The following is a 17517-nucleotide window of genomic DNA, read 5'->3' as shown; positions in this document are numbered from 1 at the left end:
GGCACACCGTCTTAATTGAAAATAACACTCAACATAATATCGTAACAGTTTCATCCCTATCGAATATATAATAAATAATAGTGTATTTCCCCATCGCCCCTTATTCACCATGCGTCTGATCTCTACACTGGAAGAATGTCTCGGCATCGTGCTCCGCAGGCTTTGCATTTGAGCTTTTGCCTGACGTCATCGAGAGACAGTCCTTTGTTTGCTAGGACAAGTAGTTCTCGACTTTCAACGAGGCCAACAGGGCAGCATTGGGAACCACCGCAGATGACCCTCATATTGATACCAGCTTCTGCCCACGAGCGAAGGCTTTGCGTATCGTGATCTAGGCCATCCAAAGTGTTTTTCAGTCGAACAACTTCACCTTGTAGCCATTCGGCCACATCACCTTCTGGTCGTTTTATGTTCACTTGATAGATCTTGAATTTCATATCAAACGGCCCTGATGCAGGCCCACTTTTATAATCCGTTCCACGCTGAACTTTGTATTCCTGTGCTATGTAATCGTAATCATCTCCATCCGTGTCGTGGAAATAAATTAAGATCTCTGCAACAGGATTTCTGGGTAATAATTCCGTCAGATTAAAGTTGCGCATGCCTGTCACAGCCAATGGCTTGTCTACCTTCTCCTTATTGAAGTATCTGAGATTGGTACTCTGAACAATAGGAAATCCTTCGTTATCACCGCCTTTATAAAGTTCGATTCCCTGAGTTCGGCGTAGGAAGTGTAGGTACTTATTGCTACGAAGCGCGATATCCGCAAGTATAGGTAACGAGACACCTTCAAGCGGTGGCTGTATCCCACTAATCCATTGGTGATAGCGCACACCTTCTTTCAAAACTGTCAATCCATCTATTTTCCCTGTCATAGTCTGTCTCCTTAATACACAGAGCACTTGCGTGCTTTATGCTCTATTTTTGAGGGCATCTGCATAAATTTTTCCACCATGAAGCAATATTTCATCCTGATCCAAAATGCTAACCAGAACGCAGTGGTGCCGCCAATGAGTTGATTTCTGTGTGTTATGGCGGCTTTTGAAACCGATTGCTGAATCATAGCCACTATCACTGTTCAATGCCCTCGCTGCCAATCTGACCGAGTGTACCGTCGCAGAAAGACTCTAGTGGGTCATGCTCGCTATCAGTCAGGCCGATATGCCGTTCGCCTCTCCCAAATCGCCGCATCTAATGCCCATTATGTTGAATGGCAGAGTTCGCTTAGCAAAATGGTCGCTTTGCAGCCAAATAGTAATGTAGCGCCACTTTTACACCCTCTGTCGAAGCTCGGTAGGGCCTGATCGGGATGAAAGTTTAAGACAAATCGCTGGTGAGTTTGACTCAGCGAGGTGGCCGCTCTGGTTTGCCACAAGAAAGGCCGCCAAGCGGGCATTTTGATCGGTTTAGCGCAATGACCCACTCGCCACCGGCAGACGATAGTCCTGCTCGGGCGAGATGCCAGGCGGCAAAGCGGAAACTAGACGAAAACTTTCGTCATCAGATGACACCTCTCATAGGTTGGCACACGCCTGTGCGGCCTCTCTACCCCTGGGGCCATGGCAGCTCTGGAGGATTGAATGTTTATAGGTTGTAGGGCCGCGCATAGACTGATTCTATTCGCAGCAATAGTCGCCAGAAAGGGAACAGATTGAGCGCACGATGGCTGCCATATGGATACCATCAACTGATTGGTGCACACTTGTGTTGAACGATAACTGAGCCAATCGGGGTTGGCTAACTTAAAGTATTGATTTATATATAATTACATCATGATGTCAATTTTGTAGCCAACGGCTTGCGAAATGCCCCAAACTAGATGATGACCCAATGAACTCCTGAGTGATGATTCGCATTGGGCTGCCATCAACAACCCCCAGACGGAGGCGCAGACTCATAATGACTCATGTAGAGCAATCTCCCCCAACCAGCAATCTATCTGTTCTGGAGTCGCTCGGTCTACCACGTAACTGGCTAGCCGCACATCAGCACATAGTGTCTGGTGTATCTCCTGAGATCGTCGTCAAACTGAGCAAGCTATTGGGGTCTAATACCCGAACAATTTGCCAGATGATTGGCATTAGCCGAGACACACTGAATCGCCAAATAAAACGGGGCAATCGCTTATCGACAGCTCAGGGAGATCGCGTTTACTGGGCAGCCTTAGCAGTGGACGCAGCCATATCCCTACACCGGGGAGATACTGCTAAAACGATGAGATGGCTCACCCGCTCTGCGTGGGGATTAGGTGGTGAAAAACCGGCCGATGTGATTACTACGCCTATGGGAGCGCAGGCAGTTATCGATCTTGTCGGCCGGATTAGGCATGGCATCCCCTGTTGATTAACAGTTCATACGTGACCATAAAGCACCAACAATAGGCTCATTTGGTGAGCCGATCACCCCGATCAATCGGCTCATTTGATGAGCCGATCACCTCGACCAATCGGCTCACTTGATGAGCCGATCAACACAACCACTCAAATCGTGGTTAGATAAGCTCTCGATTGCCTTCAATTTTCCCAAATTGATCAGGGTCTGCGGGTTGATAATCATCCGAAAACATATTCATCAACCGATGCTCCTGTCTCAGGTTGGCCAGCGCCCCAAAAAAGCAGCCTTCACATAGGTGTACCTGATATCGTTCACCATCGTGCTGCGAACCATAACCCCAGCAAGCCTCCAGCGTGCCGAATTCCTGCGTACCGAGCGATTTAGTAGTACTAGCACCACAGACATCGCACAAAATATCGACGACCTGTGTGGTAGGAACGATTGCTTCGACCTTCATGGCAATACTCCTCGTTGTGATGCCTGATATCAGAACCTGTATAGGTATCGACGGCGAGCATCAGGGCATAGGATGTTGAGCGGCATACGCCGCAACCAGCCGCACAGCCAATGCGTAACTGAGCGGTAGACGTGTTTTGTATTTCCTCAGGCAGTCTGGCCTATCGACTGCCCGTTCCAATGCAGATAGAGAACTTGCCTGCTCGGCCAGCAGCCCCAGTTGCTCAGCCAGTTTCCTATCCCGTTCTTCCCAATCCACACTGGGATGGTGAACTGCTCGCTTGGCGGCAGGTAACTGTTGATACAACCAGGCACGATCATGTTTATAGAGCCAAGTAAATGCGGTTCTACACACCTGTTCGACACAGCCTCGACTGACATCGGCATGCTGTGCCAAATATGCAGCCACCGTTACACGGTGCTCACGTAGACGGTTAACCCTTCTCAAATGCCGTCGCCAGTCAGACAGCCCCTGGTGGCTCTGAATAATGGCTTCGACCGCCCCGACAGAAACGCCATGACTGTACGCGATCTGCTGCCGTGCTCCCCCCATGAACGCCTGACGCCATATTCCCCGCTCAACTTCAGCTGTAATGCGCTTGGCACGGTGATCAACCGGTTGATTGTGTCTCAGGGCGAGTTGTTTGATATAGCCGATGCTGTATCCGGTCTGGCAGGCAATCTGTCGCATGGGAACCCGCTTCACCAACAATGTCAGTATTGCTGTTTCTGATAGCTGCCCGTCGCTAGGCGTAGTGGATTGTATCTGCACCGTAGGTGGGCTACTGATAGAAAAAAATTCCGCTGGGCTACGGCTTACAAACGCCATCAACATCGCATGCTTTAGGTAGTGGTGATTGCGGTTGCCATGCACCAGCCCCGAGACGTATCGATAGTTGGCCAGCCCCGGTGGCACTGTTGGCGTTATATCGGCAAACAACCCCTGCCAGAACTCCGTCATGGCCTGCAACAGGGGCTGGCTACGCAGATGGCCTCTGGCCGTCAGATAGCCCTGTTGCCCGAGCCATCGCTGGTACAGCTCCGCTAGCGACTCCGTTGGCGACTGGACGCACAGATACCGATGCATAGCGGTGATATATGTAGAAATGTTGATTTCCTGTTCAGATGGACGCGATGGTCCACAGGGTATCTCGGGATCCGGTATTAGCAGTCGCCGATCAATACCTCCCGCACTGGCCGCCAGGGTTTGCAATCGTAGCTCATGCTTGGCACAGGCCGTGACCCCATACAACTGGTGTACCGTATGCCAATACCCACACCGAACTGCTTTTCATCTTCTAGAAGACAGGCCGGACACCATTTCAGGCAAGCGCCACCGACCCTCAGTTTGCTCAGTTTACTGGCGGCTTGTCCTGACAGGGCCATTATTCCCCTCCCCTCACCCAGCATAGCGGCAGCCAGGGCGTGGACTTGGTGCTTATTGTTCAGCGTCAGGGCGAACAATGGGAAGGCCGAGCCGTGGTGCAGCAGGTATTGCGGATCCACCCCCGCCGCTTGGGCAGCCGCCTCAATATGGCCTGGTAATGCCGGATGCAACCGAACAGCAGGACAGTGGAATAGCTGGTTACAAAAATGGTTTCGATCACTGTATGCCGAATGAACAAAATACTGGCTGACCCAGCTGTAGGCCGACTCGCCAGGGATATAGGTGGGGATCACCGAGGTCAACACCGATCACCCCTCAGATCCCAAGAGCCTCACCAGATCGACGCCTGCATGCTGCAACATCATTAGGTGGGCCAGAGGGTGCAACGGATCTCGGGCTGACTTCTCATGGTAGCCCCGTGCATTGCGCAGCTGTGGGGGTAATTGCCATACCTGACCTGGCCCCCCACTATTGGTGAAATACGCAGTAAGTGCCAGGGGATCACATTGCGAGTCCATCTGCTGAAACCACGCATTGATCGTTTTGATACTTTTGACCGTGCGCATCGCCTCGCCCGAGATGCCCATCGAATCAGTCACCAGCTGAGTTAGTGCACACAGGGTGAGAGTGCTCGTGGACTGGGCCAATGCCAGCGACGCCAACTCAATCTCGTGCATCCGCTCGGAAAAATGACCATCGTATCCCCCCATCCAGTGTCCACAATGGGAACAGAGGCTGTCGTAGGGCGGGATCAGTTGCTCCGACAACAATTTGGCGGAAAAACCACAGCCTGCGCAGTGACCAGACAAACCGCGTTGATGCCGATGACAATGGAACACTCCTGGTAGTTGATGATCTCGGTGGTAGTAGGGCATACCATAGAGCTCATAATCCTCGGCAATACAGTCTGCGCACCAGCGCCAATATTGGTGTTGTACATTGTGCAGGCCAGTCACCCGTAACCGAAGCTGGGAACGGCCCGCCAGTGCTGATGCCACTATCCTCTGCTCATCCGGAGTCAAAAAAGAAGCTAAATAATTGCCGACAGAGTGATCCTGCCACGCACGTTGAACGTGTCGGGCCCGAAATTGGGTATCGAGGACAGGATCGTCGGGATGACATAAACGATGGGGACGGATTTGTGGGCTGCTCAGCCCCAGCATCTGGGCCGTTGCAGTAAACGTCCCGTGCGTGCTCAGCACATGCATCCGGCCAACTACCGCCCCTAAATGCTCACCAGGTAGCAACTCCAACCGATGGAGGATCATTTGCACGGCCCCTTATCTACAGAGTAACCGAGTTGCCCCAGCAATGAATCCGGGGATAATTGCTCTAAAGTTTTTAGCTTCTTTTCCTCTGTTTTTGGCAGCTTTTTGGTGATTTTAACCTCACCTTGCAGCAGGATTTCTCCCTCTGCTGAATATGTGTCTCCATCAACAACCTGACTATTTCCCACTGATTCGAGCAGTAACATCGGCGATAGGTCCTCAAATTGGTAGTAATCACCCTTACGCAGAGCACTCAACGCAGGCTGGAGGATTTTAAATTCGCGATTGAAACATAAGTCCAATGCAGCGATCGAGAGATCTTGATCTGTTGGTTTCAGCAGGGTTAGATATGATAGCGTGGCGCGAACTAGACTGGTTGCAATAGCCGGGATACCGGCACTCAAATAATGTATATGTTGGCGTAATACATCCTCTGATGTTTTCTGGTTTTTCAGAAATCTGGTTTGACATATCAGGCGGATAAAACGCAGCCAAAATGAGCTATGTATATCGCAGCTCACCAACTGCATAAATCCATTTTTAGTTGCTCGGCGGGTTAGCGTCATTTCGCTATCAAACAATTTCATCGTGGCCAATGTTCCGACAAACATCAACGGGATCCCCACTCGATTTAATAGTTCCTCTAGAAATTTCATGGTCGTTTTCTCGTTGTTACTGATCACTTCATTCTTGGCAGACCTGGCCAGGTTCTGCGCTTCATCAAGGATCAGCAAACCAACCCCATGGCCGATAAACGATTTTTGCACTACCGAAATCAACTCATTAACAGAGCGGTTCCTATGGGCGTGGCTATAACTCTCACCAGTGACAGCGTCGAGTGATTCTAACAAGTTCAGCAAAAGTGCTTTTTGGCCACGGCGATCATGAATTTCAATGTACAGATAGGTCACCTGCACTCGACTCACAATAATTTCGTGACCATGCAGGTCCGTATAGCGATCATGCTCTATCGTTTGTGGTATCTGTTGGCAAATTTGCCTAACCATCGTGCTCTTCCCACGTCCACTGAGCCCTAGCAGTAACAGGCTATACTGAACAGACAATTCTAGTTCCAATACATGTGAAGCTTTCCATGGCTCGGCCTTGTCACGATCAATCGCAGCTAATATTCGGCGTACATCGGCCCCAATTGGATTGCGTCGAGCATACCCAGCCTCGATCATCCGTCGTATCTGGTCATATAAACGGTACGCCTCATCTGGAGAGGTATAAACCTCCGCCAGTTGATCAATGGCAGTGCGGATAAAATATGAATGCAGCGATTCATCCACCCCTGCAAGATCCAGATCACACTGAAAAGGGATCTCACAGTTCGCATAAAATTGTGCCGTTGAGAGCGGCAAGCCAAGCCCCTCGATATAGGGGTTTCCCCGATATTTTGAATTGGGATGTGGGTAATATTGAGGTGCGGCCATGATTATTTCTCCTGAACTGTAAATATTGTCGGATCAGCAAGGTTCTGACTGGGTGTTTTTTTAATATAATTATCTTGCTGACATGTATTTCTTAAATCAGCAGCAATAGCCATTTCCTCATGATGACGTTGCAAGTTCCCTTCGACCTGTTTATGGATTTTCATTCCTGACTGTATATTTTTTGCAGTGGATTTTTTCAGTCCACGATTAGTTTTTCGAATTACCTCATCACATTCGCGAAAGTCCATTTCTAACACTGCGCGAGCATTGAATCTCTTCTCATCCAACGCAGCCAATTGTTGTTTAACAATATACAGGCGATGCATGACATTTGCCCAAACCTGATTCCGATATGCCTCACTGCGATCTGTCAGCTCAACCTGATAGACCTCATCACTCTCCTCAGTTTTAAACCAAAGATAATTAGTACATGTATCTATGTACCTGACTCTGATTTTGAAACGTCCGAGATTTTTCGCCTGATCCAGCCACTGCATTCGAACAATTTCATTACTGCTATAGTAAAGGCCTCGAAAAAATATCCCCTCAGCACGCACCGTAGCCTCATCCTCTGGCAACAGCGCAAATCGCAGGCGGTCTATGGGAACAGGCCTCACCATCACTGAATTTTTCAGACCCCAGTTCCATACATCACGAGGAGTAAAACCAACCCCATCACGTGACATTTCTAGGTTGTGCGAGGTCACGCGCTGACGATGATTATTTGAATAGATAATGATATTAATAAGCCGATACATGAACTGTTCATACGTCAGCAGGGGGCGACGAGATGCGTGCTGATCCTCCTTATGTGGATACTTAACCACCTTGCCTGCCTCGAACGGGATCGCTAGAGTCTGAATAATGTCGAAAGTTTTCTCCACTTGGCCTTTCATATCCCCGCGATGATAGGCATTAAAATTACCGACTGTGATACCAATGAGTCCGCGCAGCAGGCTGCAAATATTGGTATCAGTATTCTCAGAGCCCCGGTCGAACGTTAATTCACGACATGGTAAATTGCAGGGCCAGTCAGCCTCTTCGATCTCCACACCATACTGCCTACAAAACGCTTGCTTACTGCTCATCGCATTGAATAGAGCCTGACTTGCTCCATGCCAACAAGGCGAGTCGAAACCGACATGCAATCCAACAATCATACTGCTCGCGGTATCAACGACAAAATATATAACCGGTCTTCCAGTACTCAGTAGCTCATCGTTACTGTACGGGTAACGGATGTAAACATCGGCAATAGTACTGTCTATTTCATATCGTGACGTTGGCCCCCTCAGGCCCGCACGGGCAAGACCAGGCTTTCCTGCATGGTCACGAGAATAATTAATACTGCCTACTCGTTTTTTCAGGAACGTGAGATTACTGACGAATTTTTTTAGATGATATTTAAATATTCTTGGTGATATTAAATCTTCCCTATGAAGTAACATTTTAATTGGTTCTGCTATGTCACAATCCTCAACACCCTTCGGTAAAACATTGACACATTCATATTTCAAACAATAGTCAAAGTATAGCTCTGACAACCTCACTTCCGAGCCAGATTTAATAGATTTTGAAAAGCGCTCAATCTGTATAATATCTCGCCGAGTAATGCCACGATATGGTGTACCATATCGCGTAATTGGGCCGCTCTTGGTTGCTCTCTGACCTAAGGGCACATCTGGCAGTTGAAAGTTGCTGCCACAATTAAAATAGTGTGGGAGCAATGAATTTGGAAATGATCCAAAAATGAAATAACTGTTCAATTGAGCACAAATGTATTTCCTACTTCGACCGGAATTTTCAATCAACGTTTTCAATATACCACTTGCATCACCATATAAATAGCGATGTAACAATTCAGGCTGACTAAGCAGCGGACTAATTACAGCCAGTCTCTCATTGCGAATCTTGATCCATTGAGGTTCTAGCTCACTATCAGAGAAAAACAAAACTTGTGGAAATTGATGTTCAGCCAGAGTCCACTCACCACTTTCAATATTAGACTCGACATTCTCGATTAATAGATTAGTCGGCCGTTTTGGTGGCCCATCTAATAATTCACTTACAGCTAACAACCCCATGTCATAACAAATAGAGACAATCAGAAACTCTGAACCACCATTTGTATTAGTGATCAGTTTCTGGTTAACTCGCATGAACCACCTCGTTGAATGGCACAGGCCTATATAACTCTAAACGTTGTGTAAGATCAACGATTATAACACCATGATAGACTGCATATTGAAATACACATTTCACCTGCACGTCAGAAATATTCAACTCCTTAGCCACCTGCTTGATCAACACTAACAAGGTATTTGAGGGATGGGCAATCAGGTGATGTTTGATACGTCCCAATATAATGAGGTATATGGTCTCAGATACCTGAATATACTCAGGCGTATCAAAACACTCACGTAGGAATTCCAGATTATATATATGTACTTTATTGAAGCTTTTTTCCGTTAACAGCACATGATCAATATTTTGAGTACGCCAATATTCAATGGCAATTTTCTCCTTTGCCCTTGTACGATTAACAACACGGGGGGATGTTATTTCCGGATCCAGCGCATCCGAATATTTGAAGCTATATGGAGCCAATATATGCTTCCCTGCCTCCGTTTTCCGAATAATGACAAAATCCTGAGTCATAGTTTTGGCTGGGATACGGCCACCATAATTCGCCCGCTCTTTGTAATTACCAGGATGGACAATGTGCAGAGATGCCGCAATTTTGAGCGTTTCATGCAGTGGTAACGGATACTGTTCGAGAATGTCGATAACAGTTGGATCGCGTTCGAAATAGAAAAATGGTGCCCTCTCGCCACGGCTGAGAAGATGATGCTCACGACCCGTTTTGTGGCTAAATACAATCTGCCCCTGGCCGTAGGTGTGGGACTGCCGCACCGTGACCCAGGGGCGATACCCCGAAGCTTTGATGTCTCGGTTGTACCGTGCTGTTTTTGCGATCTCCGCATCGGTGACGATGGGCTGCTGAACCGTTTTTTGCTGCATGACTACTCCTACCTGACCTGCATACAACCTAGTAACTGGGCAGGGGGTCGTCAACCGCAATAGTGCACGTAAGACGTTGTTTTTACTTATTTATTTTTATAAATAATAACTATCGACGCTATCATGGCAAAAATACTACACTCAACAAAATTTAATTTTTTATCTTAAAAAACATATGGTTATAAAAAATCACATAAGCATACATAATCACGAATATTTATTTTTATAAATAATAAGTAAAAGTTTTTTATTCCTTTTTTGACATAAGCGGGTGGCGGATATAGAACATTATTCTGAAGCGATTGATGATTCCGCTCAGAAAAAATGTCCGTTTTTGGCTACAAAAGGCTCCATGCGAAGAGCAATCAATGCATCCACACCAAAAAATTCAGCCCGGCAAGGGGGCCTGCCGGGCTGCGGGTGACTGACGAGCAGATAACTCAGGTCAACAAGCGATTAGCCATGCCATCCAGCTTCGCTTTGGTCTTTTCCCAACCGGGCATCACCTGACTCATCAGCCGGTAAAAGTGCTCGCTGTGGTTGTGCTCGGCGATATGGCAGAGCTCGTGCAGGATCACGTAATCGATACAATCGCGGGGTGCTTTGACCAAATGTGGGTTGAGCGTGATCCGGCCATGGGGGGAACAACTGCCCCACTGTGTCTGCATAGTCAGGATGCGCAGTGCTGGTCTGCCCGTGACCCAGATGGCTTGATCCAGCATGGCGTTGAGGCGTCTGGCAAACACCTCTTTGGCACGGGCCTTGTACCAGTCTGCCAGCAGCTCACGAACTTTCTCGGCGCTACGTTGTCGAACCGACACCTCCAACTTGCCACGCAGCATTTTGACCCCCGGCACCGAATCAGGGGCTTCGATCATCTTGAGCAGGTACTGCTTGCCGAGGTAATAGTGGCTCTCACCGCTGATGTACTGGCGTGGGGTGACGTGCTCCAACTGCTGGCGAAAGTCGCGTAACTGTTCGTAGATCCAGCGTCCGCGCTGCTTGACCGCTGCGAGAACCGCATCATCAGCCGTCTCACGCGGGGCCGAGACCACGACGCGGCAATCGGGATGCACCTTGATAAGCACCTTTCCGCTAGCCTGTCTCCGTTGCACCCGCTCGAAGGCGATCCGCTCATCGCCGTAGCGAAAGCTAAAGGATGGAGCTGGAGCCTGGGGCTGAGCATCGCCCTTGACCCGAATAGGCACATTCATCTGATCAGACTCCGCTCAAGCCGACTCGGGTGATCTGCACCACCATCTCGACGATCTTCTTGGCCTGCTCCATACCACTGCCGATTGTTTTGCACTCTTGGAACATACGCGGCAGCAACTGCTTGCGAATACCCGCCTCGATGTTCTGCGGGTTGATGGAGTGCTCGGCCACAGACGCATCTACGACCGTATCGATCTCGAAGGCCAGCTTTATCCATTTGTCCTGTACCTGGCTGTCGGCGATGGCAAACACCTCAGGCAGCACCTTCTTGAACACGCCAAAGTAGGCCTGAGCGTGGCGATGCCCAGCAAAGGCGTCAGGAATGTCACTCAGGCGGCGCTCCTGTACCTGCTCTTCGAACTCCCGAAACAGCATGTACTGCTTGAGCGGGTGCTCGAACAGCTTCTCTGCCTCCTCGATAGCTTGTCGCAGCAGCTTGGAGAAGGTTTCCTGAGCGTAGGGGTCGTCGCGTAGCTCCTGTTCGATCATGCGGGTGACGCGAGTCTTGATGATGTCGGTCTCGTTGCGGGTCTTGTTCTCGCTCCACTCTTCTGGCTGCTTTTGGCCCATCTTGCCGACTTCGTAGACGCCACCAGGCTCTTTAACCTCTACACCGACCACATGCTTATCCAGCAGCTTCTTCACCTGCTCGGCATATTCGTCGTAGTCCACCTTCTCGCCTGCATCCTGCTGCACCAGTTGGCGCAGGCTGGAGAGTTGTTTCACCGTCTCCTTGTAGTGACGGCGATCCGCCTCGCTAAAGGCACTGTCCTCGAAGAAAGAGGCCGACTGCAACGCCACTTTCAGGCAACTGGCAAACGCCGTGAGCGCCTCGTAGAAGTCTTCTCGCACCTTGAGGTTCACATCCACCAGTTCGCCGTCCAGTTCCTCCATCTTGGGCACCAGCACTTGACGCAGTTGCTCGATATCCTGCTTGTTCTTCACCCCGGCGAAAATGTTCCACAGGGTCTGGTAGAGCTGAGGCAGCCGCTTATATTCGGTGCCCATCTGGTTGTAGAGACCTTTGAGGTCGTCAACGTCATAGCCGCCCTGGGTGCGGGAAGCGAGATCCTGATACTTGCCGATGGTGGTATCCAGCTCGGATAAGATGCCGCGATAGTCGATAAGCAGACCGAACTGCTTCTTCGGGTGCAGCCGGTTGACCCGTGCAATCGCCTGGATCAGGTTGTGCTCTTTGAGTGGCTTGTCGATATAGAGCACTGTGTTCTTTGGTTCATCGAAGCCGGTCAGCAACTTGTCCACCACGACCAGCAACTTGAGGGGATCATTCTCATCGGCAAAACGCTCGATAAGCGCCTTGGAATAGACCTGCTCATCCTGAGTACCGACATTCTCCTTCCACCACTGGGTGACCAGCGGGGTGGTCGATTCATCGACCTCGGTGTTGCCTTCCCGGCTGTCGGGCGGACTCATCACCACCGCCGACTCGAACAATCCCGCCTCATCGAGATACTTTTTATAGAGCACCGCCGAGGCCTTGCTATCGCAGGCCAGCTGGCCCTTGAGCCCCTCGACGATGTGGTTTGAAAAGTGACTGGCGATATCGAACGCAATCAGCTTGATGCGATCTTCCGCGCTGTAGATCTCGCCCTTGCGGGCAAATTTGCGTTTCAGATCGGCCTGCTGCTGCTCGTTTAACCCCTGGGTAATGCGCTCAAACCAGCTGTCGATGGCCCGCTCGTTGACCTCCAGATCGGGGATGCGCTCCTCATAGAGCAGCGGCGTCACCGTTTTGTCCTCGACCGCCCGTTGCATGGTGTAGGCATGGACGATGGGGCCAAACTTGTTGGTGGTCTTGTCATCCTTGAGCAGCGGTGTGCCGGTGAAGGCGACAAAGGCGGCATTGGGCAGCGCCTGCTTCATGCGTATGTGGTTCTCGCCCCCCTGGCTGCGGTGGCCCTCATCGATCAACACGATGAGATCCGGGCTCTTGTTGATGCACTCCGGCAACTTGGTGGCTGAATTGAACTTCTGAATAAGCGAGAAGATGATCCGCTCGCTGCCCTTACCGATCTGCTCGGCTAACCGCTTGCCCGACGTGGCCATGGCCGCCTCTTTATCTTTCTTGCCCGCGAGTTCACCGCTGGAGGCAAAGGTCTTGCTGAGCTGGCTCTCCAGATCCACCCGGTCGGTCACCACCAACAGGCGACACTGTTTCAAACTGTCGTGCAGGATCAGTGCCTTGCTGAGGAACACCATGGTGAACGACTTGCCCGAACCAGTGGTGTGCCAGATCACCCCACCTTCTCTCCCGCCATCTGGGCGTTTCTGGTTGATACGCTCGATCAACCGCTTGATGCCAAACACCTGCTGGTAGCGGGCGACTATCTTGCCCGCCTTCTTGTCAAACAGGGTGAACAGCCGGGTCATCTCCAGCAGCCGCTCCGGCGAGAGCAGGCTGATGAGCAGCCGATCCTGATCGCTGACCGCCAGCTCGCCCGCCGCAACCAGAGACTGATACCAGCCCAGATCGGCGGCGGAACGGTGGCTAAACAGGGCAGAGCGTTGTTCGGATGAGAGCGGCTGATTCTTGATGGCCGTCATCTCGCCATCACCGATGTCCTCCTCACGCCAGGCGGCCCAGAACTTCTCTGGCGTACCGCAAGTGCCATATCGCCCCTCGATGCCATTGATGGAGAGCAACAACTGGCTGTAGGCAAACAGCAGCGGGATCTCGTCGGGGCGCTGGTTGCGTAGGCTCTGGGAGATCCCCTCCTTGATGGTCGGCCCTTTTTTGGCGTTGCCATCCGGGCGCTTGGCCTCGATCACCACCAGGGGCAAGCCATTGACGAAACAGACGATATCCGGGCGACGATGCTCTTGAAACGAAGAGCCGATGCCCCCTGCGCGGGTAACCCGAAACTCTTCGGTAAAGGTAAAGCGGTTATTTTGCGGGTTGTGCCAGTCAATGAGGGGGATGGTGGGGCTCACCTTCTTGCCATCGACAAATTCGGTCACCGACATGCCATAGAGAAGGTGGTTATAGAGCCGCTCGTTGGCCGCCTGCAACCCTTCATTCAGGGCCGGGCTGCACAGCTCGCTCACCAGATTGTCCACTGACTTAGGGGAAAGCGGATAGGTTTTGCCCGCAAACATAAAGGTGCGCTCGGCCAGTACGCTGCGTAGCTGTTGACGCTGCACCACCTGATCGGCCTTGCCATCCCGCGCCGCCAACGCCTGTTCAGGGGAGAGGAAAGACCAGCCCAGCTGGGTCAGCAGGGTCAGGGCGGGGATCTTGGCGCTGTATTCTTCTTGAAATTTCGGCAAGGCCTTCATAGCGGGGATGCCTCAAACTGGTTGTCAATTTTTTGCTGAAAGCCGATCAACTCATGAACGGTACTCGTCGTCGGGTTATACACCCACTCATGATCAAAGAGACTCTTTAGCCGCTGAACCATATAAGCAGAGCCGACCACCAGAGAGTAAAAGCGGTTACCCTTGCCACGCTGTTGCTCGATATTTGCCAGGGTCTCCGGTGGCAGATCCGCCATGATGAAGTCAGAAATCATCAGCAGGTCAGCCTTTTGGTAGGTTTCTGCGGCCATGGTTTTCAACGCATGGCCAAGGGCTGGTGCCGCATCAGTACCACCATGAAACGACATTTTCAGAAAGTCGATTATCGACGCAAGGCCCCATGTTCCACTCAACTCCAACGTCTTGATACCCGTAGAGAAGTTAATCAGGTAACAGGGACGTTGCTCCTCTCTCGCTTTGGTTGCCAGAAATAGCGTCATGGCTTTGGCGATCGTCTCGGGCGCACCGCTCATCGAGCCACTGGTATCAACGCAGAGGATCATGGGGCCGCGCTTCTCCTCTTCGTTGACCTGCCTCTCCTCTTCTCGTTCAACATGCTGATGTTGAGTCTGTATACCAGCCATATCAAAGCTCATCAGTCGTGACTCGACGAACTTCAAATCAAACAGCAATGCGGTCTCGTCATCAGCCAACAGGGCTTTCTCGCTGGGTAATACATGCTCCAGATCTCGCCCCAACCGAATACCCACTATCTCCTCTCGGGAGTTGATATCGGGCAGACAGAGATCCAGAACGTGGTTGACCTTCACCCGCTCAATCTTTTCGGAGAGTTCAATCTGCCGGATCTTGCCGAGCAAGTCGCATAACGCATGCAACCCCATGTCGTTTGCCAGATAGCTTGCCCACTTCTGGAACTGGGCCAGATCTTGGGCAGAGAGCTGGCCACTGGAGAGATCAACCAGCCGCCCCGGATCCAGCCCCAACGCTTCAAGCAAAGGTTGCAACTGCTGCAACAGCTTGAGCATGCTCTCCAATCGTTCCATTAACTGGAGACGCAGCTGCTCGATCCGGGTCAGCTCCCATCCATTGCGGGCTTTATCCAGCACCTTTTGCCATTCAGTAGCCAGCAGTTGGCAACTGACGGCCTTATCCGCACTCGGCAGCTCCGCCTCCTGAGCGAAACTATCGGCAACCTGTTTTTGCCAAAATGGCGGATCCGCCGGGTGCTGGCAGGCTTTACAGAGCGCGAGATAATCCTTCACAGCCCCTTGAAAAGAGGTTTTGGATATATCGCCAAGCGCACTCTCTCTTCGCCAATGGTTCAGCTTGTGGGCATGCCCGGCGAATGGACACTCGCTGGTCAACGCGGCCTCAGTATCTCTCTTCCACTCCTCGATGTGCTGCGTGACCTGGCTGGTCAGCGAGCTGGAGTGAGCCAGCAATCCACCATAGCTGTCGCGGAATTCTCTTTGAGCGAGAAGCGATGCACTCTCCACCTGACTTATTTGCATAAGGCTTCCAGCCGTTCGCAATCTTTGATACGCAGCTTGAGTTGGCCTATCTGCTCCGTAATCCCATCGAGCGCAATGGCTACTTTTTCTACCGGGACAAATATGGATGCAAGACGCTGTTCATATCCCTGCTGCAAGGTCTCCACCTTGTCCAAAATGGCACTCAGCTGCGATCTGACCTCTGTCACTGAAGATGAGAGTGAGTCAATCAGACGTTGGTTGATATCCGGTTTTTTATCGCCCTTATGAAACAACACTTTTGGTTTGAATTCAAATGAACCACTATGGTAAACATATTGAGAATAAGATATTTTACATGTTCCCTGCTTATCAAACTCGCAATTCAGCTCGTCAATTTCATTGCCAGCCTCGTCAATTGGATGAAATTCCCCCGACTTGTACATACGTTTTGTTGAAAAATATATATGCGCTGGTGAACCGGCATATCTATTTAATACATTCTTAACTTTGAAATATTGTTCACCTTTAACAAAACGATTCAATGAGACCACATCATAAATATCATCTGAACAAAAAAGCTCATTATGAATCTCCTTATCCAGAGAGTCTTTTTTGAGATCGATCTCTGCCAGATTAATACCACTGTCAAAACCGCTATCCTTGACGGCTTGCTCGACGATATCGTTAACGGCAACACGGTTATCTTCATGGGTCCACAAGCAGTGCCGCAATAGCAAGGCATCACTGTGATTGGTTTCGCTGCGGCCATTAAAGAGGGCAGCGGCCTTGAGCAGTTGGGTAGCCCGCTGCCAGCGGCGGTCGGAAACATAGACCTTCAGTTTGTCATATTTGGTGGCGAGTTCACTGCGGATCAGGCGAATAATGGTCAGGGTTTCCGGTGACAAACTCACCTCATGCAGTTGCTCTCGCCATTTAGCCCACTCATCGGCCTTCACAATAAGCGAGTCATCAACCCTGATAGCCGCCTCGGTCGGTTTGCACGCCAGCAATCGTTCAAAATTATCAGACTGCTCAATGGGCCCGACCATCAGGCGGATGATAAAGCGATCATACAGCGCATCCAGTCCCTGATTGGCATCGGGCGTTTCATTCGACGCAGCCACCAAGGCTTTCAGTGGGGCCTGCTCGATCTGTTCGCCGTTGCGAAAGGTGTGCTCATTGATAAGTGTCAGCAGGGTATTGAGGATCGCTGGGCTCGATTTCCATATCTCATCCAGAAAAGCGAAATCGGCTTGAGGAAGATAGTTCTCGGTTTTGCGAACATATCGATCCTCTTTGAGCGCCTTGATCGAGATGGGACCAAAGACCTCCTCAGGAGTACTGAACCGATTCATCAGATACTCGAAGTAGGTAGGATTGGCAAATGCACAGGCGATGCGTCGGGAGATTAGGCTTTTGGCCGTGCCAGGGGGGCCGTAAAGAAAGATATTCTGCCCACATAAAGCACCAAGCAGCGCCACCGAGATCACCTCTTCCCGCTCGAACATCCCTTCACATACCGCTTTAACCAGCAGTTCCATCCGTTGTTGTAATTTCATGTTTATCCCTAACTGACTGTTTATTTGAATTTTTTTGGCAATGCGGATGCTGACAATGCTCTCCATTCGCCTTGGCCGTCATGCTCCCTGAGG

14 protein-coding genes are annotated in these 17517 nt (G+C 50.6%); 2 read left to right on the top strand and 12 right to left on the bottom strand.

Annotation, left to right across the window (positions count from 1 at the left end; genetic code table 11):
- Positions 1-122: 122 nt before the first annotated feature.
- Positions 123-875, bottom strand: a complete 753-nt coding sequence (locus AB5Y47_RS02020; protein ID WP_263086052.1) for a hypothetical protein — start codon at positions 873-875, stop codon at positions 123-125.
- Positions 876-1058: 183 nt separating this feature from the next.
- On the opposite strand from AB5Y47_RS02020, the gene AB5Y47_RS02015 reads away from it, so the two are divergent.
- The gene (locus tag AB5Y47_RS02015) at positions 1059-1304 is read left to right on the top strand and encodes an IS1 family transposase (RefSeq protein WP_181269005.1); all 246 of its coding nucleotides are present in this window, start codon (positions 1059-1061) and stop codon (positions 1302-1304) included.
- Positions 1305-1845: 541 nt separating this feature from the next.
- Complete coding sequence (locus AB5Y47_RS02010; protein WP_320615031.1) at positions 1846-2343, top strand: antitoxin Xre/MbcA/ParS toxin-binding domain-containing protein; 498 nt, start codon at positions 1846-1848, stop codon at positions 2341-2343.
- Between the two features lie 148 nt (positions 2344-2491).
- Here AB5Y47_RS02010 and AB5Y47_RS02005 read toward each other — a convergent pair whose 3' ends face one another.
- From AB5Y47_RS02005 to AB5Y47_RS01955, 11 genes are all read right to left on the bottom strand, one after another.
- Positions 2492-2791: a hypothetical protein gene (locus AB5Y47_RS02005; RefSeq protein WP_024941359.1), complete on the bottom strand. Its 300-nt coding sequence runs from the start codon at positions 2789-2791 to the stop codon at positions 2492-2494.
- A gap of 60 nt (positions 2792-2851) precedes the next feature.
- Positions 2852-4003 carry a TnsD family Tn7-like transposition protein gene (locus AB5Y47_RS02000; protein WP_368219725.1) on the bottom strand — a complete coding sequence of 384 codons (1152 nt, stop codon included), beginning with the start codon at positions 4001-4003 and terminating at the stop codon, positions 2852-2854.
- On the bottom strand, positions 3955-4470 hold the full coding sequence (locus AB5Y47_RS01995) for a TniQ family protein (RefSeq protein ID WP_368219779.1): 516 nt from the start codon (positions 4468-4470) through the stop codon (positions 3955-3957). Before AB5Y47_RS01995 ends, AB5Y47_RS02000 begins: the two co-directional genes overlap by 49 nt.
- A 15-nt stretch (positions 4471-4485) precedes the next feature.
- Entirely contained in the window at positions 4486-5445 is a 960-nt protein-coding gene (locus tag AB5Y47_RS01990; protein WP_080768656.1) for a TniQ family protein, read from the bottom strand.
- On the bottom strand, positions 5442-6881 hold the full coding sequence (locus tag AB5Y47_RS01985) for an AAA family ATPase (protein ID WP_042082326.1): 1440 nt from the start codon (positions 6879-6881) through the stop codon (positions 5442-5444). Before AB5Y47_RS01985 ends, AB5Y47_RS01990 begins: the two co-directional genes overlap by 4 nt.
- A gap of 2 nt (positions 6882-6883) precedes the next feature.
- A complete protein-coding gene (locus tag AB5Y47_RS01980; protein WP_043154897.1) occupies positions 6884-9040 on the bottom strand; it encodes a hypothetical protein in 2157 nt (718 codons plus the stop codon).
- The gene (locus tag AB5Y47_RS01975; protein ID WP_042082322.1) at positions 9030-9902 is read right to left on the bottom strand and encodes a TnsA endonuclease N-terminal domain-containing protein; all 873 of its coding nucleotides are present in this window, start codon (positions 9900-9902) and stop codon (positions 9030-9032) included. Before AB5Y47_RS01975 ends, AB5Y47_RS01980 begins: the two co-directional genes overlap by 11 nt.
- A gap of 440 nt (positions 9903-10342) precedes the next feature.
- Complete coding sequence (locus AB5Y47_RS01970) at positions 10343-11116, bottom strand: M48 family metallopeptidase (RefSeq protein WP_368219723.1); 774 nt, start codon at positions 11114-11116, stop codon at positions 10343-10345.
- Positions 11117-11120: 4 nt separating this feature from the next.
- A complete protein-coding gene (locus AB5Y47_RS01965; protein ID WP_368219722.1) occupies positions 11121-14414 on the bottom strand; it encodes a type I restriction endonuclease subunit R in 3294 nt (1097 codons plus the stop codon).
- Positions 14411-15904 (bottom strand): VWA domain-containing protein, encoded by a 1494-nt coding sequence (locus AB5Y47_RS01960; protein ID WP_368219720.1) that lies wholly within the window; start codon positions 15902-15904, stop codon positions 14411-14413. Before AB5Y47_RS01960 ends, AB5Y47_RS01965 begins: the two co-directional genes overlap by 4 nt.
- Entirely contained in the window at positions 15895-17424 is a 1530-nt protein-coding gene (locus AB5Y47_RS01955; RefSeq protein ID WP_368219719.1) for an AAA family ATPase, read from the bottom strand. The genes AB5Y47_RS01960 and AB5Y47_RS01955 overlap by 10 nt, the downstream gene beginning before the upstream one ends.
- Positions 17425-17517: the final 93 nt, after the last annotated feature.

Origin of the sequence: Aeromonas sp. R7-2 (genome assembly GCF_040908105.1) — a bacterium.
GTDB lineage: Bacteria > Pseudomonadota > Gammaproteobacteria > Enterobacterales > Aeromonadaceae > Aeromonas > Aeromonas caviae.
This window is presented reverse-complemented; position numbering and strand designations above follow the sequence as displayed.